General features: G+C 45.8%; 16 protein-coding genes and 3 tRNA genes. 6 read left to right on the top strand and 13 right to left on the bottom strand.

The window, feature by feature from the left end; translation table 11 throughout:
- Positions 1 to 16: 16 nt before the first annotated feature.
- The 3 genes from pgsA to ACJJIV_RS00860 all read left to right on the top strand — a co-directional run bounded on the left by pgsA (position 17) and on the right by ACJJIV_RS00860 (position 3569).
- Positions 17 to 583, top strand: a complete 567-nt coding sequence (gene pgsA / locus ACJJIV_RS00870) for a CDP-diacylglycerol--glycerol-3-phosphate 3-phosphatidyltransferase (RefSeq protein WP_252085819.1) — start codon at positions 17 to 19, stop codon at positions 581 to 583.
- A 264-nt stretch (positions 584 to 847) separates the two neighbouring features.
- Positions 848 to 2557 carry a sulfatase-like hydrolase/transferase gene (locus tag ACJJIV_RS00865; RefSeq protein WP_444890388.1) on the top strand — a complete coding sequence of 570 codons (1710 nt, stop codon included), beginning with the start codon at positions 848 to 850 and terminating at the stop codon, positions 2555 to 2557.
- A 55-nt stretch (positions 2558 to 2612) separates the two neighbouring features.
- Positions 2613 to 3569, top strand: coding sequence for a lipid A-modifier LpxR family protein (locus ACJJIV_RS00860; RefSeq protein ID WP_444890387.1), 957 nt, complete (start codon positions 2613 to 2615; stop codon positions 3567 to 3569).
- Between the two features lie 71 nt (positions 3570 to 3640).
- Here ACJJIV_RS00860 and ACJJIV_RS00855 read toward each other — a convergent pair whose 3' ends face one another.
- Positions 3641 to 4114 carry an LEA/WHy family protein gene (locus tag ACJJIV_RS00855; RefSeq protein ID WP_444890386.1) on the bottom strand — a complete coding sequence of 158 codons (474 nt, stop codon included), beginning with the start codon at positions 4112 to 4114 and terminating at the stop codon, positions 3641 to 3643.
- 189 nt (positions 4115 to 4303) lie between these two features.
- On the opposite strand from ACJJIV_RS00855, the gene ACJJIV_RS00850 reads away from it, so the two are divergent.
- Positions 4304 to 5476 (top strand): dipeptidase, encoded by a 1173-nt coding sequence (locus ACJJIV_RS00850; RefSeq protein WP_444890385.1) that lies wholly within the window; start codon positions 4304 to 4306, stop codon positions 5474 to 5476.
- Positions 5477 to 5869: 393 nt separating this feature from the next.
- Here the strand turns inward: ACJJIV_RS00850 and ACJJIV_RS00845 are convergent, their stop codons facing one another.
- From ACJJIV_RS00845 to ACJJIV_RS00835, 3 genes are all read right to left on the bottom strand, one after another.
- On the bottom strand, positions 5870 to 6571 hold the full coding sequence (locus tag ACJJIV_RS00845) for a glutathione S-transferase family protein (protein WP_444890384.1): 702 nt from the start codon (positions 6569 to 6571) through the stop codon (positions 5870 to 5872).
- Positions 6572 to 6634: 63 nt separating this feature from the next.
- Positions 6635 to 7207: an RNA polymerase sigma factor SigZ gene (gene sigZ / locus ACJJIV_RS00840; protein ID WP_444890383.1), complete on the bottom strand. Its 573-nt coding sequence runs from the start codon at positions 7205 to 7207 to the stop codon at positions 6635 to 6637.
- 341 nt (positions 7208 to 7548) lie between these two features.
- Positions 7549 to 8379 (bottom strand): TauD/TfdA dioxygenase family protein, encoded by an 831-nt coding sequence (locus ACJJIV_RS00835; protein WP_444890382.1) that lies wholly within the window; start codon positions 8377 to 8379, stop codon positions 7549 to 7551.
- Positions 8380 to 8830: 451 nt separating this feature from the next.
- On the opposite strand from ACJJIV_RS00835, the gene ACJJIV_RS00830 reads away from it, so the two are divergent.
- Positions 8831 to 9106: a DUF4113 domain-containing protein gene (locus tag ACJJIV_RS00830; RefSeq protein ID WP_444890381.1), complete on the top strand. Its 276-nt coding sequence runs from the start codon at positions 8831 to 8833 to the stop codon at positions 9104 to 9106.
- Positions 9107 to 9730: 624 nt separating this feature from the next.
- On the opposite strand, the gene ACJJIV_RS00825 is transcribed toward ACJJIV_RS00830, so the two are convergent.
- The 8 genes from ACJJIV_RS00825 to ACJJIV_RS00790 form a co-directional block, all read right to left on the bottom strand.
- Positions 9731 to 10039: a hypothetical protein gene (locus tag ACJJIV_RS00825; RefSeq protein ID WP_444890380.1), complete on the bottom strand. Its 309-nt coding sequence runs from the start codon at positions 10037 to 10039 to the stop codon at positions 9731 to 9733.
- A gap of 121 nt (positions 10040 to 10160) precedes the next feature.
- Positions 10161 to 10700: a cysteine hydrolase family protein gene (locus ACJJIV_RS00820; protein WP_444890379.1), complete on the bottom strand. Its 540-nt coding sequence runs from the start codon at positions 10698 to 10700 to the stop codon at positions 10161 to 10163.
- A 1163-nt stretch (positions 10701 to 11863) separates the two neighbouring features.
- A tRNA-Leu gene (locus ACJJIV_RS00815) sits at positions 11864 to 11950 on the bottom strand.
- 94 nt (positions 11951 to 12044) lie between these two features.
- Positions 12045 to 12118 (bottom strand) — tRNA-Cys (locus ACJJIV_RS00810).
- Between the two features lie 423 nt (positions 12119 to 12541).
- Positions 12542 to 13828, bottom strand: coding sequence for a hypothetical protein (locus ACJJIV_RS00805; RefSeq protein ID WP_444890378.1), 1287 nt, complete (start codon positions 13826 to 13828; stop codon positions 12542 to 12544).
- Positions 13829 to 14221: 393 nt separating this feature from the next.
- On the bottom strand, positions 14222 to 16126 hold the full coding sequence (locus ACJJIV_RS00800) for a S8 family serine peptidase (RefSeq protein ID WP_444890377.1): 1905 nt from the start codon (positions 16124 to 16126) through the stop codon (positions 14222 to 14224).
- A gap of 86 nt (positions 16127 to 16212) precedes the next feature.
- Positions 16213 to 16446: a hypothetical protein gene (locus tag ACJJIV_RS00795; protein ID WP_444884983.1), complete on the bottom strand. Its 234-nt coding sequence runs from the start codon at positions 16444 to 16446 to the stop codon at positions 16213 to 16215.
- Positions 16447 to 16539: 93 nt separating this feature from the next.
- Positions 16540 to 17361 (bottom strand): hypothetical protein, encoded by an 822-nt coding sequence (locus ACJJIV_RS00790; protein WP_444890376.1) that lies wholly within the window; start codon positions 17359 to 17361, stop codon positions 16540 to 16542.
- Between the two features lie 1176 nt (positions 17362 to 18537).
- Between ACJJIV_RS00790 and ACJJIV_RS00785 the strand changes: the two genes are divergently transcribed.
- Positions 18538 to 18614 (top strand) — tRNA-Pro (locus ACJJIV_RS00785).
- 501 nt (positions 18615 to 19115) lie between these two features.
- Here ACJJIV_RS00785 and ACJJIV_RS00780 read toward each other — a convergent pair.
- Positions 19116 to 19964: an acyl-CoA thioesterase gene (locus ACJJIV_RS00780; protein WP_444890375.1), complete on the bottom strand. Its 849-nt coding sequence runs from the start codon at positions 19962 to 19964 to the stop codon at positions 19116 to 19118.
- Between the last annotated feature and the right edge of the window lie 293 nt (positions 19965 to 20257).

Genomic DNA, 20257 nt, shown 5'->3' with positions numbered 1-20257 from the left:
AAGAACAGAGAAAAGTATGACACTCGCCAACCAACTTACACTGCTTCGCGTCGCACTGATACCTGTCCTGGTTTTGGTTTTCTATTTACCTTATAAATGGAGTTACATTGCTTCTGCAGTTATTTTTTCAGCTGCCGCAGTTACCGACTGGCTTGATGGCTACCTGGCAAGGAAACTAAATCAGAGCACTGCTTTTGGCGCCTTTCTTGACCCTGTTGCAGATAAGTTAATGGTGGCTACTGCGCTTGTATTGCTTGTGGGCCTGCACAAAAGTGCCTGGTTCACGGTGGCTGCAGCCATTATTATCTGCCGTGAGATCGCGGTCTCAGGTTTGCGCGAGTGGATGGCAGAACTGGGGCAGCGCAGTAGTGTTGCTGTGTCGTATGTCGGGAAGATAAAAACAACCGCTCAAATGGCGGCAATCATAGTTCTTCTCGCTTTTGATGTTCGCGACTTTCCTGTAATGGAAACGCTGGGCTATCTACTGCTGTATATTGCCGCGGCTCTGACCCTTTGGACTATGGTGATGTACTTACGCGCAGCCTGGCCTGTATTGATGGCTGATAATCATAAGTCTCTGTGACCTAGATCCCTGTTATTGCCAATCTTGTTATTTTAGGTGCCCTTCTGCATGCTGTGGGGCACCTATCCCTCCACGACTTAAATTCTTTCCATTCTGGCAGAACCACTGGGCCTTTGTAGGGCCTGGCCACTCATAATAACTTTCTAGTTGTCGCCACTTATAGCGCTCCCATGACACCTTTCTTCTAGAGTGATGCATTGGGGTTGTAACACAGTTAATAAAAGTATTGCACTTCCAGCCACACTTACTGAGGGAGGATGGATTGTGACAGTGAGGCAAATCTTGTTCGGGTTGCTGGTGTTTCTGAGCTGGATGCCTGTGCAGGCACAGATAGTACATGACGCTGAATACTATGTGTTGAAAATGCAAAATAGTGAGCGCTGGCAGCAAGAAGACTCAGAAATAACCAGGCGTTTACAGGCTCTACGGGATAAATATGGGCAGCCCCCCAATATTGTTTTCCTTCTCTGGGATGACACCGCCTTTGGTGCTGTTGGATTTCCTGCATTACAAAAAAATTTCGGTTACTCAACACCCAACTTAAATAAGATGGCCGCAGAGGGTATCAACTTTACTCGCATGTACTCTGAACCTTCCTGTACTCCAACCCGCGCTGCTGTGCTTACCGGTCGCCATCCTGTGCGTTATGGCATGGGGGCTGTGGGGATGCCCCATGAATTTTCCGGGCTTCGTGCTGAGGAGGTAACCATTGCAGAGGTGCTGTCCAGAGCCGGGTATGCCACTGGGTTCTTTGGGAAAGGCCACTTGGGAGATATTGAGGAGAGCTACTTGCACAACCAGGGGTTTGATGAGGCGTTATTTACCCCCATGAACCAGATAACCTCTCTTTTTAACCCTCAAGCTAATGCCGTAAATGCGGTGCTGGGTATGTTTCCTGAGATATACCCACCCGACCCTTATCGCCTGGATAATCCCGGTTTGGTTCCCACCGGTTGGGTAATGAATATTGAAGGTGAAAAAGGACAGCCTGGTAGGGAGTGGTGCGGCACTTCCAATGAGTGTTTCAGCAAGTTCGACCCCGAGGCGGAGCGTCGTACCTTAGCATTCATTCGTAAGAACGCTGAAGCCAACAAGCCTTTCTTTGTGGCCTATTGGCCTAATTTTTTGAATTTTATGGCCGCCTTTATGCCCAAGCCATCCGTTTCTGGTTTGATGGTGGCGGATTCATTTCCCGCAGTGGATGACTTCGCCGGCCAGTTAATGGCGGAGCTACAAGCGCTGGGTATCGCAGAAAACACCCTTTTTATAGCCATGGCAGACAATGGTCCCATGGTGCACAGCCCCCCTGCAGGTTGGGGCATGCTCCCAATGTTATATCGGGGAGGCAAAGGGGATTTCACTGAAGGAGGGGTAAGAGTCCCAGCCTTTGCCTGGTGGCCAGGTATGGTTCAACCCGGCCAGATAGTGGGAGATATTATTCATATCACCGACCTGTACACCACATTTGCCAGGCTTGCTGACGCCTCTGAGTATATTCCAACCGACAGAGTGGTGGATGGTTTGGATCAGACTGCACTACTACTAAATGGCGATACTCATAGTCGTCGGGATTATGTCTTTATCTATACCGGCAACCAACTAGGAGCTACGGTAAAAGGGCGCTATAAGCGTCACTGGATAGGCGCTGGTGAGGTTGCGTCTTCAGGAATGCCAGAGGCCTACTACGATCTTTACATGGACCCGCGTGAGGAATATCCGCAATTAGTGCCTTTGATATACACTCAAGGGCAGTTCAATCATATGGTTGCACGGCATCGGCTCTTTAAGAAAAAGTATCCTGATGTGCCAAGCGGAAAGGGTATCCCCTACACCGGGCTTGCCAATGCGCGCCCTGAGACTAAAGCCATTGGCCAACGAGTTCGAGCAGTCGTGGAAGAAATGCCATTTAGCATTGAGGAATACCTGGAGTTTCAGATCCCTGGGGCCGATAAGGTTGGGGATTGGGGGCATTAATCACCGGATTTGATCTGGACAAACTGGTTCAATCATTCGAGAGGGCAGGTTAAGGGTGCTTATTAATAGAAAAAAACTTTCAGCTTCTATTGTCGGTTTGCTGTCTGTCTGCCACGCCTCAATGCTTTGTGCGGATGACTCACCAAAAGGGAAGTTACAGCTTGAACTAGTAAATGATGCACTTTTCCAGACAGACAGAGACTATACAGGCGGTTTCTTTGTTCGTTGGAGCCCTATAGGAAAGCCCTACACCTTGAGGTTTGGTCAGGAGATTTATACTCCAGATCATCTTGGTAGATCTGAACCCATTAATGAAGAGCATCCCTATGCAGGTTGGAGCTATTTAGGCATAAGATACAAATATCAAATTTTAAATCAGTGGATGATTGATTTAACACTTGATGCCGGAACAGTCGGCTCTAGATCGGGCGCTCGCCAAACACAGAAATTTATGCACTGGATTGTCTCGTCTTCTCCCCCCAAAGGATGGGATTCCCAGGTCTTCAATGAATGGGGACTGATACCTGAGCTTAAGTTAGATTATCACTTACTCCAGAATGTCATATGGGGCACAAGCTATCGACTAGTGCCTTACCTTCGTTGGAAAACAGGTAATATCGTCAGGGACTTTGGTGCAGGGGTGCGAGTTTTATTGGGAAGCTCTTTACCCGCCTTTAGTGCCGCGTCCTCCCCCCTTGAGGGTGGGCGTTACTGGTATTTACAGGCTGGGTTAGAGCATAGAACTGTTCAAAGGAATGTATTGATGGAGGGCAATTCCAAGACTAAGGGAGGAGTAAAAATCTTCAGCTATGGTGTCACCCCTGAGAAGGAGGTGACGTTTGCGAATATCGGCGCTTTCTTTGGTCGAAACTCTTACGAATTCGGTTTGAAGATCATGTATAACACAAAAATTTATGAGTCCCAGTCCCATCCTGACGAGGGGTTCCTCAGTCATAACAGTGCACCAATGGGTAACTTTGTAATGTCCCTGATCCTTACCAAGCAAATTTAGCGGGTGAGTAATGAGGAGGGCAAGCAGGCTCGCACTCCACAGACCGACAAGTAGTAAATCAAGCGAAAGAGTTACCGATATTGGTTCAAGTGAATGACCCCACTTCTATTCACCTTAATTGAGGAAAGTAGTGATTTACGCAAGCCTATTTTTGCTTCTAGTTCATAGGGTATTGAGTGCTGATTTAAGTTAATGAGGTTTACAGCGGCAAAGATTGAGCCGACTAAGCTGGCTGTTGCATCCACAGCGATATCATCCTGGCCGTAGGGGGCGATGGGCATCAGGTTATTTGAGGTTCCCGTCAAAACCTTATGCCCACCTAGCCGCAGAGTGTAGAAAAGACCGGAGAGTGCCAATTCACTATTGTTTGGGTTGAAAACACGAAGGTGGATTCGGAATCTGAGATTATTGCCATCTCTTGCAGGAAGAGGTTCCACGGCAACCACTTCTACTTCAGGTTTTTGGAAGCTCGGTGAAAGTGCCGCACAGCCACTAAATAGTGCTGCAATCAACAATATCAGAATAAATCGATAATAATTTGTCACTATGATTCCTTGGTTTTCCTAATTATTGGCCTGGACACCAGATTAAGGTGATACTGTGCGTATATTTTGAGCGTATTGATTTTTAATTGATCGTTGAGTGTTTCCAAACCTAGCTGGCTCCTGACATGTCGCAACGTCTCAGGTTATAACCCCAATTGTGTACAAGACTACTGGCATCAGGAAATCATAATGAAGACTTGGTTTATAAGTTTGACAGCAGTGGCATTAATATTGTTCGCGAGCTGGAAATGGCTTTTACTGCCAGGAATTGAGCGAAGTTTAAACAAGATTAGTGTTGGTGAGCCCCCTAAAATTCCCGAACAAGCTGAAGCTTTGCATAAATCACTCATTGTTGGTGATTTGCATGCAGATAGCTTCCTCTGGTCTCGTGATTTATCAAAGGAGGTAAGCTATGGGCATCTGGATCTACCCAGGGCACGGCGTGGTAATTTGGGAATGCAGGTTTTTACCTCTGTTACTAAGTCTCCCCGGGGCATGAACTTAAACGAAAACTCTGCTAGTGCTGGTGACAATATAACCTTACTGGCAATTGCTCAAGGTTGGCCGCCGCGAACATGGAATAGCTTGTTGGAGCGGGCACTTTTTCACTCTGAAAGGGCTACTAAGCTACAGGATTCTTCTCCCGAGAAATTTCGCATTGTACGTAATGCGGAAGATCTGAGGCAAGTCCTCCAGGCCCGGCAACAAGGCGCTAGCACCCTCGCAGCAATTCTTGGTATTGAAGGGGCCCACCCATTAGAGGGTGAGTTATCCAATATTGACCGTCTTTATGAGGCCGGTTTTCGAGTGATGGGATTACAGCACTTTTTTGACAATGAACTGGGTGGATCTCTGCATGGGCAAAGTGGGGCTGGTTTAACAGAGTTTGGTCGGTCAGCTGTGCAGGAGATGGATAAACGTTCAATTGTTATCGACGTAGCCCACTCCTCAGAGCCTGTTGTGAGGGATGTGTTGGCTCTGACCAAAAGGCCTGTAATTATTTCTCATACTGGCCTGAAAGGTATGTGTGATTCGCCGCGGAATATTAGCGATGACCTAATGAAGGAGATTGCCGATCAAGGGGGCTTGATCGGCATTGGATTTTGGGAAGAAGCGGTATGTGATAATAGCCCCCACAATATTGTTAAAACAATCCGCTACGCCATACATCTATTAGGGGTTGATCATGTTGCCCTTGGTTCAGATTATGATGGCACCGTTGAAGTTTCTTTTGATGCTGGTGATTTGGGGATTTTGACCGCAGAAATGCTAAGTCAAGGGTTTACTGAAGAGGAAATTCGCAAGGTCATGGGTGAAAATATGCGAGACTTTTTCCTGAAGAACTTACCCCAAGGGGATTGAAATTTACTTTCTGAGGTTATTCGAGAGAGAGTTGTCATTCCAACCTGTAAGAACTGGATCAGAGTTATTGGGATGTATTCGGGAGAAGGTGATTCTTGAAGGGCATGTGAATCACTATCCATTTGTTCGGAGCCTGACAATCTCCTAACAATTTAACTTCATCTAGATATTAATCCAGACATCTAGAAATATCTGATCGCGCATAACATTGTAACATCAAGTGTAAATAGGGTTGCTTTGACTTGTTGACTACTATGAGCTCCGAAGTAGTTGCAGTGAATAAAATGACAAGGACTAATGATTTATTCGAGTTATGTAGTATGTTTGTGCTGGGTAAATTGACACGCTTTCTCTTTGTACGCCCCTCTTTGAAGGGGCGTGCGGTAGAGAAAATTAGCAGCAACTCCCATTGGCGCAAGAGTTATCTAGATTGTGGGTACTTGCCTTGTTACCTCCAAGAAAAGTATTTTCTGATAGGTAGAAATCTGTAAAGAGCTTTTCGAAATCTTCAGGTACTGATTTTTCTGGCAATCCAGTATTCAGAATGGCAGTTTGCCATGCCTTTACTTTTGGGTAGTCGAGAATGAAGTCGTACCCGGAGCGTGCTTTGATAATGGCAGCTCGGTGAAGAAGTGGTAGCCAGGCAATATCGACATTACTTAGCGTCGCGCCTTTAAAATATGGCCCCTGTCCTAAAGCCTTTTCAGCTCGCTCAAAAACTTTGCTCAGTTTTTCGTTGCGCTCAGCCAGTGTTTGCTCATCTTTACTACGCTGAGCAGAGCACTGTAGTAAATAGTTCTTTGCTGCCTGGTAACTCCAGGCTCGGTCGCGCGCACGTTGTTCTGGAGTGAGCCCTGACTCTAGAGGTGGGGCTATTTCATTTAAGTACTCAACAATCGCATCGGACTCAAAGAGGGCCTCCCCAGAATCGGTGATTAGAACTGGTACCTGGCCAGTGGGTGAGATATCCAGGAACCACTGAGGTTTATCATTCAAGCTAATGTACTCAATTTCATAGGGAATCTCTTTTGCTTCAAGAAGGGCGGTTACTCGCTGAACAAAAGGGCATATTTTAAAGCTGACAACCTTGATCATAATTCGTCCTCGTCATTGGTTTGTATTTATATGACGGAAGCTTTTTGAAAAAGACGAAACTATTTAACAATTTTTATGGTGTTTTGATTTCGGCACATAATCGATCACTGTTCCATGGCTGTCGTGAGTGAAATGGCAGCAGTCCTCAAATAGTTTGCGCAGTTGGCTTCTACCTTTTTGTACTCTGGATTTTAAGGTGGAGTAGGGGATTTTATGCTCTGTCGCATAAGATTTTTGTGACTGACCTTCCAGTTCAATAGCCTTTAGTAGAGCAGCTGACTCCTGTGGGAGCGCGTTAACAAAAGGCTCTATACAGGCTGATAACCTACGCTGCGTTTCTGAATCCTCTTCAGGTAACAACAAGTTGTCTTCGAGTTCTACTTCCTTGAGCCTTCCATTTTCACGGTAGAAATCAATAACTGTCCTGTTGGCTATCTGAAATAGCCAAGATTTGATACTTTTTTGATCCCTTACTGTATGGAGATTCCTGTGAATCTTTATCAGGATCTCTTGGAGCAGATCATCAACTGCATCGGCAGATGAAACCTTTGAGCTGAGAAAAGCTCGCAGGGCTGAACGATATTCTTTCCAAACAGAATCAATAGTCATATTTTTTATCGCTCTTGCGTTACGCATTTTTTTGACCAGCTGGTTTCAGCCACTTGTTCGAAATTAGATGAGAAGAACCCTTTCGCTTTCATCTAAGTTTAGCGGCGATGCAAGACACTAATCAAATCCAGTAGATAAGAGTCGGTTAGAGGGTAGGGCCAGGTGTGTAGAGAAATCACTAGAGGAAGGTGGAGTAACTGGATACTTCTCGGGGGTCGAGCTTTGTCTAGAAGTTGCCTTTTTTTAATAGTCGATAATGACACATACTTAACCGTTGATGATTAAAGCCCCGGCCAGTGTGAGGAGGCTACCTGGGGCGCAGCCGAACCTTTTCACTGACCGGTGAACTGCGACGCCCCAAACTCTGGTCAGACAGCTTCTAATGCTCTTCCGGCAAGAGTGATACGGTGCATTAGGCGGAACTGTCCCTGATAATCATTTTCGGCAGAATGCCAGGTAGAGCGGTTATCCCAAAATGCGACTGAGCCCGGCTCCCAATTGAAGCGGCATGTATAGCCATTAGTGAGCACGTGGGCAAATAGGAAGTTCAATAGAGGTCTACTTTCCTCAGGTGTCCATCCCTCAAAGCGCAGTGTGAACCCTGGATTTACATAGAGAATCTTGCGTCCGTTATCGGGGTGCTGGATTACCACCGGATGAATCGCTTCTCCAACTTCGTTGACGCCCCCAAGTTGTGATGACAAATCTGTTGATTTGTAGTAACCATCCTCACCATATACGTGGACATTGGAATGTACGGCCCTAAGTGTTTCCAGTGTTTGCTTTAGCCCATTGGAAAGACTTTCGTACGCCTTTTGTAGGTTGGCGAAGTGGGTATCGCCTCCGGATTTGGGTAATTCTCTGGCAACCAGAATCGAGCCGAGGGCTGGTTCCTGATCATAAGAATGATCAGTATGCCATCCACCGCCTACATTGGTTTCCTGATCTTTCTCCTTGCGTACTTCAGCGATGCCTGGATATTCCTGAGTGTGGGTAAAAAACTTATTGATGACAATTTCGCCCCAGCGGCGGGCAAAGGTCAGGTGCTCCTCAGGGGATAGAGACTGGTTGCGAAAAAATAGCACGCCATGATCAGCGAAAGCTTGGCGTAGGTCGCTTAGCTCGGTACTAGATAAATTAGCTAGCTGTATGCCCTCCACGAGCGCACCACAGCCTGTTGAGAACTGAGAGATATGCATGATAGGTGTCGCATCAAATGAATGTCATCGCATAATAAGATATTCGTAAAGAGGTTCAACCTTTTGTAATTTACTTTTCCCATTGATTTTGGCTCTATCAAAATAAAAGGAAATAAAATTAATGAGTTACAAAAATTGATATATTTTGCGTCATATTTCTATAGATCTATAGCAACTATCTCATAACGCAACTTTGATGCTAAGCAAAAAAATCTCAATATTTAATAACTTGATGTACTTCCTGAGTTCCGTGCTGGTTGCACATTCATCTAGTGCGACCTTCTCTAGAAATTACTCTGAATGGCCATATCTCCCACAGAGTAATGGCTATCCTGCGGGTATTAGGTGCCAAAGTGGAGGTTTACAGCCTTACATGTATTCCTACATGCCTTACCCCATGAGCCCAATTACTACAGTCGCAGCGCCGTAGTGCAGACCCCATACTCCACCGATGCGACGGGGTGATCGTGCGGCTGGTAAGAGAAACCATTGCGGATTGATAGCCTCCCGGCTGCCGCTTTATGAAAGCGGCAGCCGGGCTAGACGTAATAATCCCCCGTGCCCTGAGTCGGGGCAATGGGGCAGGGAAGGGGAGATCATACAGGCGATGGACTGGATTAATGAAAAGTTTAGGCGCGGGAATTTGTTTTTAGGGGCCGAAGGCATTCAGAAAAAGTGGAAGATGCGTCGTCAGGTGTTTACATCGCCTGCTTATACCACTCGGTAGGGGGGATTTGCCGAGAGTGGTGATTTGAGGGTTTGGTTAATTTTCAACCTTGTGAATAAATGCCTCGCCCAATCTTTGGTTTTAAGTAGAGAAGATGAAAAACTCTCTTCACTTGTTATACCGATCTGATAGCACTTACAAAGCCTTTTACCAACTGGTCTGTCAAAGTTGCAGGAATACTATGAAAAATCAATTACAAATATACGATCGAGTAAACGAACTTCTCTGTACTGTACAGGGGAAACCTCTTGCATAATGGTAATTGTCTCTGCTCTTAAGCAAGAATTCTTTCCACTGGTGGGTTTATCCCCCTTTCAAAATACAGTAAATTTCTTTTACTCGGTTACATTCATTCGAATTGAATAGAAAGCCTTTTGGAGTGCAACTAATGCATCTCCGCCTTCTCAATAGGTTCCACTTTAAAATTAAAAATCTACGCTCATTGAGCGTATCTTCAGAGTCTGATTGCCCTCAATATTCGATTATCTCCTCTCCCTTATACGGCTCATTTCTTTTTCAAAAGCTAACTGATTTCGCTCTTCGCTCAAACGAAAGTCGGCTTTAGCCCGCGCCCTGTGAGCTACGCAGAAGGCTGCAGAAGCTTAATGGAGTTGTTATATAGGCTTAGCCGTACAGCTGTCTCTTTGCTTTCCTTACCTTGTAATTTAAGTAGAAAAAGACGAAAAAATTAATCAGCGGAAGTATGCTTAAAATAGAAACAGTCAGTGCAGGCAGCTTCCTGAATAATTTTAGTGATAGCCCACCGACTGTAACAAACAATAGCAATGCACAAGTAGCGCTTAGCGTAATAGATATATCAGATGACAATAGCTCTTTGCGCTTTGCAATTTTAGCTAAAAACCAAAGTGTAAAACTGATATTAAGTGCGATATGCCAATACGTTATTTCTTTTGCGGCTTGATTTCCTAACATCTAACCTCCTTGTGGTGCCCAGAATTTTGGCACTTGAGCGATAAATAGCTTTTTTAGCAATGGCAAATTACGGAGCCAAAGGCAGAGTAATTTGTCCGTTTGTCTAAATCTATTAGGCCTTTCATAGTACGATCTCACTGGCATTGATTGCAGTTGCTCTTGCGCTATAGCTGGTAATATTCTCCCAAGTGCAGTTATGATGTTTGGATATCGTATTTGCAGGAATAATATCGTTATCTACAGTTGTGTGGCCATCCGCTATGACGGTGACAGTGTAGCCAAGCGATAGGGCACACCTTAACGTACTATCTACGCAAAACTCACTTTGCATGCCGCATATAATTAGCTCCTGAATATCTAATCTATCCAGGTGGTCTTTGAGATCGGTGTCCTTGAAAGAGTCTGAGGCCTGCTTTCTTACGTAAATATCTGAGTCTGAGTTCTCTAGCTCTTTTGGGAGTTGCCAGCTCTCTGTTTGATACCTTAAAGCATCTGACTCAGTATCATGCTGAATATAAATGACCGGGGCACCAGCCTGTCTTGCTCGCGACGCAACTAGATTGATGTTATCGATTACCCCAAGTGCATTATATGTAGCTCCTTTACCGTGACAAAGAGCGTTTTGAACATCGATAACTAAAAGGGCTTTGCTTTGGCACATTAAGAATCCATATGTTGTTGGTCTGACAGTTACATTGTGACCTTATCACAACGACTATTATTTCATTTGCAAATATACGCCAACTAGCTTCTTCCTACAGCTAAATTAATAGGCTGCAGCTACTTGGTACTGTAGAGACAAATGGAAGGTGGCCATCATGACCGCTATCAACTTTTCTAGTGATCACGTGGCTCATTGGTTAGAAGGGGGGACATTTGATTTTTAAGAGTCTCCCAGAAATAACAGCGCGATGATCGAAAATTTAATTGAGTATGATTATAAATGGCCCGGTATCAGGTCAGTCCAGGTTGATTTCTGGTGGTAATTTAAGAGGATAAAAAATGTTCAAGACTAATGACTAACTCATCGATATACACAGAATAAAATAGGCTTTTTTCTTAGGCTGCGATTCCCCAGAAAGCTAGCAACTAAGGGGTTTGAGGGCTTCTCTATTAACTACAGGTGCAGTATGTGAGTATCTCAACGGGGTAATGTTGAGCAATGATGACCGTAAGCAAGCTGGGGCGATAAGCGCGTGGTGAGAAAATGCTATTGTAAGAGTTAATCTGGGTCGCTCGTGAATGACTTCTCCTGGCGATGGGAGGAAAGTGTCGGCTGAGGTTTGTTTAGCAAGAGTCAACTCAGATTAATGAATCTCTTAGGCTGAGCCCATCACTCTATTGAAAATTTAGGCAATTACCTCTTTTCACTCTTTGTAAATCATGGGTGGGGAGACAGAGTCCGCATTTATTTCTGCTGTATACAATGCTAAGAAGTAGCGTAGCTCCCCTATTTTTTCGGGAGCAAGGGATGCCGGCTGGCAAAAAAGATAGCTGAAATCTATCAGGCAAATTATGGTAGTTTGAAAATCTGGCCCATGGTTCCTTAAAGCTTACTTCAGTCAAGTGCCTTACCACCTTGTGGGATCGACGAACCATTAACCTAGGTGGTATTGATGTCTAGGGGCTTGACTATTTTACAGCTGGGATTATAAGGGCGGGCTGATTTAAATAGAGTGATTAGGGGAGTAGGAGTACTTTTGAATCAAGAAAACGATTTCTACTCTCTCTGCCTTAAATTTTGAGAAAGAGTTTAGAGATTCTGAAGGTGTGCACAAAATTTGTGCCAAGATATATTTCGCTTTTTGATTCTAACAAAATGTGTGGTGCCCGGGGCCGGACTTGAACCGGCACGGCCGTGAAGCCGGGAGATTTTAAGTCTCCTGTGTCTACCAATTCCACCACCCGGGCAGCTCCTTTGCGAGGTGGGATTTTAGCACTTTTGCTCTTCCCTGGATCCTCACGTTCAATGCAGTTCACAGGATTCTGCAATGAAAAGGAAAAATGGAGGCTAGGGTCGGAATCGAACCGGCGTACACGGAGTTGCAGTCCGCTGCATGACCACTCTGCCACCTAGCCTTTGTTCCACATCTTGTGTGGATGAGAACGCTGCGAATTCTATCTGATAAATCTGAAAAATCCTAGCGTTTTCTTATACTTACGTGCCCTTGGCTGCGTAAGTGGGCGCTATTCTATGGACTATCAGAGATTAGTCAAGCGTTGTTTTCAACAAATTGTAAAACTTGAGGAAAAAAGTCTGGAAAGTTCACGGATGACCTTATGGCAATAGACTTAATAACTTTTAGTACGGTTGCCAATGAAGCTATTTCCATTTGTTCTTAATTTATTGGAAGGGTTGCTGGCAATCCATTGAGGGTGTTCGATACTGTCTTTATCTGGCTAACATGTCTCCCCCCAAACGTGTTATGCAATGCCGGTAGGGCACACCAGGATGGTATTTGCCCGTAGTGTAGCAAGGATGAAATCCTCCAAGTTTCACTCCTAATGGTCTTGGCCCTGACGCTCTCCCCCCCCGTCGTCAGGGCTTTTTTTTATCTGTTGTTTGACAACCTTAGAATTTTTCTCTGTGAGGTTTTCTAAGGCCAGTGCTTTTACGGGTCTACCAGCTGCTTGTTCTGACAGCTTTCGAAAGCGTTCCAAAGTCACTTCGCCACGGGTACTCGCGAGTGCTTTCGCAACCTCATCGATACTGGCCTTACCGTCGCTTGCTTCACGAATCTCTTTATCGAGTTCCAGCATAACTCCCGCTGCCCGCGCTGTAACCGGCCCTGAGGAGCGTTTCACCAATAGAGTGGGGGCCTTTTTTCCCCAATTAATCAGTTTATCCATTGCCTCTTGGTAGCGGTCATCACTGATGCCACCAGTTCTTCTTAAAATTTCAAGGGAGTAAAATTCTGCAAGGCCCTCCACAATCCAGTCACTCTGGTCATCTCCATGGATACCTGTTCCGACATGTACTAGCTCGTGGATCATGCTACTGGTGCGGTTTCCACTGATCAAAGGCCGATCGGCATGCATAAATAATGAGCGCGTCCCGGATAATCCCCCTCGCCACATAGGGTCATCAGCGGTAACGATCAATAAATGATCTGGAAATAGAGGGAAGATTTTTTTAAGTTCTGGCAGGTTCCAATTGAGAAATGCAAGAATGTCCTGTCGACGGATGTTTTGCCCCTTAGGGCCGGAAATTCTGGTATCTGTGTTGGCAATCAAATCCTGGCGGCTACCGATCTTACCAACAATCATCCATCCCTTTGGCCTGACAAAACGTCGCTTTTTGTCGGATATTTGATAGAGATTTTCTTCGATTTGAGGGTAGGGCAGAGCGGAAGACCAACCTTTAGGCATCTCTAACTTCAGGCGGGTATCTGTGGCCCGTCCTAGGCTGGTAGCAGAAATTGGCGGAATTAATTTATCGCTGCGTAGAATTGCCCAGTCTTTGGTAATGCGTGAATCATAACCACCGTTTTTCCTTTGGTTATTGATAACAAAACTATAACGGAGTTTTGCCTCGTTGCCGGCGGTGTGCCATATAGCCTTTCCTTCCTTTTCTTCCAAAGGCTGCGCGCTCTTCAGGTCCTTATAACGGCCTGAAGCCAGGTTCAGGGTTAGCTTACTGGGTACGTCTTCACCGCTTAGAGCTACCTCAACCAAGGCCTTCTTACTTTCAGGGTCGATTTTTGCCGTGTATAAGAGCTCATATGCTCTAGAAACCGGTGAAAGGATAAGAACAATCAAAGACAAAGAGAGAAGTTGTTTACGCATCATTATCTGGCAGAAAATCCAACAAGTTCCAATTTGGACAATGAGCAAGCCTACAGGTGCCGACATGTCGCCATCAAGCAAATGAGTCACGGCACCTGGGTTTAATCATTCGTTCCGGTGCGTCTAGTTAGTGCATGTAGAATCAGCTTTTACTATCAAGTCAGATTAAAGAATACACTTATAAAGGCGTTATCAATGTAAATGATATATCTAAGCACAACCCAATATGTCACTAGAGGTTGTGTTATGTAGAAAAGCGCCGCCGAAAAATGTTGATAGGGGAAAGGGTGGTTGATTTTTATTCAAGCTGTATATAGGGAAAATGGCCCATGCGCAAGCATTGAGGAATGACGTAGATACAGAGGCCACAGGTTCCCGTGGCCTCTGTGGATGTCTCTACCAATAACGAATGGAGCGTGGATCCATAAAGGGCATTCCATAGGCAAAGGCGAAGCCGTCTGGGAAAGTACCCATCACTGGTTGTTGGGGGGGCATTCCGCTAACCTCTGCCCCGTAATAGGCCGGGACAAACTGATGGCCGGACCAGTTTGCTCCAGCCCCCGTATACCCTTGCATTGGCGGCACGCTATATCCGGTATAAGGAGAAGCGTGTGGGCTTGTGTGCTGGGCGGCAGATACACCAACACCTTCGGTTTTTGCCATTTCTTTGGCTGACTCGAATAGAGAATCAATACCAAATAGCCTGGGAACACCGGCTCCTACTCTATCTGCCCCAAGATTTATTGGTGATGTTAGTGTTCGGATCAGTTGGAAGAGGCCGGTTGTACGCGAAATATCACGCTGTCTGAAAGTGGTTTTAAATAATGGGTGGTGGGCAAGTAGCAGGGCAGCAAGACCAGTGATATGAGGTGCTGCCATGGACGTGCCTGACTGTACATCAAATCCTTTATCTGGCACCGATGACACAATACCCACTCCCGGAGCCGCTACTGATACCTCTGGTCCATGGCAACTAAAGGTGGGTAAGAAAACACCATCTGCAGTAACGGTTGATGGAATAACGGTTTGAGCATCCCAGGAGTCTCTTGGAAATTCATTGAGCATTCCTATCGCCCCTACAGCCATAACATTGGGTGATCTTGCAGGATACTGAACAGGGCCGCCAGAATTGCCAGCGGCAACAACGCAGGCGATACCATGTTGCACGGCATCTTCAATTTGCTGTTCAACGGCTTCTGATGAATCTGTGCTCCCCAGGCTCATATTGATTACATCAATACCTATTTCAATGCAGTGAGCGATTGCATCAATCAGGCTACTAAATTGGCCGCCAGGGAAGACTTTAAATACATAAATTTCGGCTTCTGGTGCAAAGCCACGTATAGCATCAGTCCCAGAGGGTTGGCCGGCAATGATACCTGCGCAATGGGTTCCATGTCCGACAATGTCTTCTGCCCAGCTTTTGCTGTCGTAATTATTAGTGACATCAATGCCATTTTTTAGATGCGAGAGTATTGGATGTTGGTTATCGGCCCCCGAGTCAATGATGGCGATCTTAATACCTTTACCGGTATATTCATCGGGAAGTTGATCTAAGCCCATGTACTTTTGCCCCCAGCCATAGGGAGCGTTATTTGGAAAGCTGGGGATTGCCTCGCTTAGTGAGTGCAATTTGACCAGGTTTACTCCTGTCAGAGAAAGTGAGGGACAACGAATATATTTATTCCAGAAATCTTTAGAGGGGCGGATAAGAAGGGATTTGATCTGGGCCCCGCCACTCTGGGCGAAAATATTGATTGCCACTTCCCCTTTGTTGTTGGTTACGCCCTCTTGTGGGAAGCCCGCACTTTCTACAATTACTTGAGCATCCCGAATCGGTTCACCCTTTGAGCCGACCACTCGGAGCCGGACTTGTTGGGCCTTAGCATGATATTCACGCAAGAGACCGGGTTGCTGGGCAAAAATTGCAGTAAAGCTTGGTGCAAAATTAGCTTGCCCATAAGAAAGTAATGAATCCAGTTCAACTGCAATATTGGGAGGGGCCGTTTGGTAGAGAGTAGCGGCAGCATCAACATCCATACGCACTTTGTAGATATTTGTTGCTTCATCTGCAGTTGAAAGTGTTTTTAGCTTTCTACCTGGCCTAATTTCGCGAAGCACTTCACAACCGGGCTGCCTGGCAATAGTTGAAATTATATTGTGCATTGAGCCAGCGTTTAATAGCTGGACTCCCATAGACTTGGCCACTTGGCTCCGGCGGGGAGAAATAAGTAACTCGACCTTCTCTGCAACCTCGACCGAAGGTTCTCCTGCGGCCTTTTCTTGTCGGGATTCAGTCATGTTTGTGTTCCTTCGCTTTCAGTGCGGTGCTGACTTTTAGCGTGTACTTAACGTCCGAAAGTAATGAATCGAGAGGGTATTCAATATTAGCCGATTGGCTGAATAGGTCTGTCTGGATCTATGATCACTTTCCCGCCTAATTTCCTTCTTAAGTTTTCAACTGCATCTGGTGTAGCTCGTAGTGTGACATTGCTTTTGCGCAAGACGACTTCTTTCACATCTGGGCAATTTTTTGCCTCGCGTGCCAGCTCCTCCAATTCTATGGCGGTAGCTAATAGCTTGCGGTTAGGGACAGCCACATACTGCTCAAATTTTTTCATTATTTTTCTCTGATAACGATCAACTTAAAGAATGCCGGGGCAAGTTATATAAAACTGGTGGCGGAAAATCCGCCACCAAGAATCAGTGTTTGATTAGTGTAAATAGGATTGCTGCTGTAGGGGTGAGTTAGGCTGCTGCATGGCCTGGAATGGGTATGCCTGGCCGATACCACTTAAATTTTGCAATCCTTGATATGGAGTCTGTGGTATTACCTGAAATGGCAATGCATGGCCGATACCCGTCATTGGGTTCATCATTTGAGCAGGGAGGGTCCCCAGCTGCTCTTGAATCTGGGGAACAGGGGTAAACTGATTTAAATAGGGCTGTGTCGTTAATTGTGGAACGAACTGAGGCATGGCCTGGAATGGCAGTAGCTGACCTAGTCGCGCAATATTGTTGAGAAGTTGGCCCTGTGGGCCACCAATGTAGTTGCCAATTACCGGAGCAGCGCGGTTTATCAGTTCTCCTAGGAAACCCTGGGGCGTATATTGTGGCGCAGCCTGGAAAGGCAGCAACTGACTGAGGTTATTCACAGCATTCACAAATTGGTTTTGGGGTGCCCCCAAATAGCCCCCAAATTGTTGCGCTGCCCGGTTGATTAATTCTCCAATATATCCCTGAGGAATGAATGGCTGGGTAAGTTGAGGCTGAATTTGTGGTAATGCTTGGAAGGGAAGCAATTGACCAAGACCGCCAAGGGAATTGATCAGCTGGCCTTGAGGTCCACCAACAATACCGCCAATTAATGGCGCCGCCCGACTCACCAAATCACCCAGGAAACCTTGGGGGCTCAGTTGTGGTACAGCATGATGAGGGAATATATTGGTGAATCCTGCGACTGTGTTGATTGGAGGAATAGCGTAGTTAAGTGGCTGTCCAAAAGTCCCTTGAGCGTATGCATATGGCTGGTACATGAACGTACTCCTTGAGTAGGCCTTTATCGATATAAAAATCTATCGTCCAGGTATTTCATGGTTTCTGGGTTGAGAGTATTGAGACTTGATAAAGCCCCATTAACAATTTGACCAGCTAGAAGTAAATCAGGTGCCAATAATAGGGGGAATGCTTTAAGTGTCGGGTATCCAGCTGGCTGAGCAGAGTATAGAGAAGCTTTCGCAGTGTGCTGGAAAAGTTTAAGAATTTTTTGTGGCTAAAATCGATTGAATATAAAGGCGTGAAAAATGTTTGTACCTTTTTAAAAATGTAACGATTTTTAGCCGATAATTCACTCAATTTTCTATAAGATGGCAGGCCGTGTTGATTCTAAACTTATACATTGTATTGTTCGGAGGAGGCGATGTATTCATCCCCGCTCAAAAGTTTCAGGGTGTGACTTCAAATAGGCAATCTTATTTAAATCCCTCCTAAATAATAATCATAAAGCATTTCTTCTTTTCTGAGTTGTTTTCTGTGTAAGCTAAAAATTCTTCTCTATGGAATCAATGTGGGGCAGAGCGGAGGGCTTTTTTATTCTGCATGTTTCACATTGATCCTTATTAATCTATTGGCTTCGCTGGGTTTAATAGCAATAGGTAGTGCAGAATGAAACTCTATGTACGCCGTGAAAAATTTTGGTGTAGTTAAAAAGGCGTAGTATCCAGGATCAAGGTAGAGGTCACCTGGCATCAGGCTACGAATAATGTGATGGACACCCATTAACTTGGAAGGCGCTTAAATAGCGGTTAAAGAATGCACTTATAAAGCCGTTAACATGCTGTTAGTTTCAAGCAAGTATCATCTATTTCTGGTCACCAGTGTTGAGGTGAGTGGTATCTACGCAGCAGATAATGCCCTGCAATTGAAAGAGTCCATTGCTCACCAAGTGCACCGCATGCGGTATTTGCCGAAATGAAGGAGCGAAATCAGCAGGAGTACACTATTGATTGAAATATATCCAAAATAAGACTCCCGAATAGGCAAGCGGTTATTTCAAAGGGGGCGATAATATAAAGCCAAAGATGTTCGTATAGGGGAGAGATAAAGCCTTCAAAAGCCATAAAGTATGGTGGTTGAATGCAAAATATACGAAGATGAAATTTGCGTCGAAAATACTTGACCGATAAAAAGTGGGCGCGTAGTATTCGCGACCTCGGTGAGTAGCGCAGCCTGGTAGCGCACTTCGTTCGGGACGAAGGGGTCGGAGGTTCGAATCCTCTCTCACCGACCATTATTTAAAAAGCCCGCATGCTGCGGGCTTTTTTGTGTCTGTCAGCTTGCTTCTTTTCTCCTGAGTATTTCTAGCACCAACTTTCCACATGGTTCAAAAGCCTTATTAATAAACTCCGGTTATTGTGCTTGAGAATGGTCTGTACTTTTTCCATTTTTTGCTCTTATGGGGCAGGGCTTAAGAGGGTGCCCTGCATGTAGATGACAATATTGTCGCGAGACCCTATAGCGAAATGGCTCCATACTTTTCGCACTTCTTAAAAAAATGCAGAGTGGCTTGTTACATATCCTAAGAAGAAAAGTGCCAGCTTATGTCGGCGAGATCGCCAAATTGGTAGCGATTGTCTTTGTGGATTAGAAGGGACTATTCACCCGTGGAGATCCTGAAGCTATTTATTAGATTTTCAGGTAAAAAGGTTACGCCGCTCATTCCCGGCTGGGCTATCTCTACCGATACAATGAGAGGCGCTTTCTTGTCTCGCTTTCGTTATAACCTTTCGACTTAGCTTTTAATTTGTCGAATAAGGCCCTCTTGCGCGGTAGAGGCTACCAACACGCCATCGCGGGTATAGATCTGGCCGCGGGTAAATCCACGTGCACCACCGGCAGACGGGCTATCAGTGACGTACAAAAGCCATTGATCGAGACGGAAGTTGCGATGAAACCACATGGCGTGGTCAACGCTGGCTGGCATCAGGTGTGGATCGAATAGGGAAATATCATGTGGCTGCAGAGAGGTGCCCAGTAGTCCCATATCAGAGGCATAGCAGAGTGCTGCTCGGTGCTCGATAGGGTCATCAGACATTTCGCCCTCTGCACGCAACCAGAACATACACTTGGCTTCTCGAGTTTCGGCACCAAAGTAGCTTTGTGGATCTACTGGGCGGAAGTCGATCATATAGCGACGCTGGTCATACTGCGGGCTAACGAGGCCAGCCTCCAGAGCCAGCTCCTGAGTGTTTTTTAAGCTTTCTGGGTCAGGTATGTCCACAGTAGGCATGTCGGCCTGATGATCGAAACCAGGCTCCTGGATCTGGAAAGAGGCCGACATGTTAAAGATCGCGCGGCCGCGCTGTTTGGCCACAACGCGGCGGGTGGTAAAGCTGCCCCCGTCACGTATTGGGTCCACCTCATAGATTACCGGTAGCTCGCTTGATCCAGGGCGTAAGAAATAGGCATGTAGGGAGTGTGGCAGGCGATCCTCGACGGTACGGGCGGCGGCCATCAGGGCTTGGCCAAGCACCTGGCCCCCAAAGAGTACTTTTCGATAATTTTCGACGTGATGGCGACTGCGAAAGAGGTGACGATCCAGCTCTTCGACGTCGAGAAGTTTGCTCAGCTTTTCCAACATGGACGACTCTACCTGTTACCTATAAGTGATAGTCGGGTTTGCCTGGGCTGGCATTGGAGGTCTGCCCAGAAGAGCGATAATAACAGTAGATGACGTAAAGGCCATTATTAGTCATTAATTTTGCATCAAGTTTCATTGGTGGCTGATGGTTCACTTAGTTGAGCGCTTTGCGTTAGCAATGTGATGTCATTCATGGCGAAAATGATGGCTAACTTGGACCTTAAATGTCGTATTAGGACAAAATTTAGGCGGGCTGCTCTCTCTTTGGGCGTATTTTCTAGGCTAATTTCCCG

It is taken from the genome of Microbulbifer mixtoriginis (SeqCode) (genome assembly GCF_052466765.1).
Note: the sequence above shows the minus strand (reverse complement) of the source record. Positions and strands in the feature narration are given on the sequence as shown.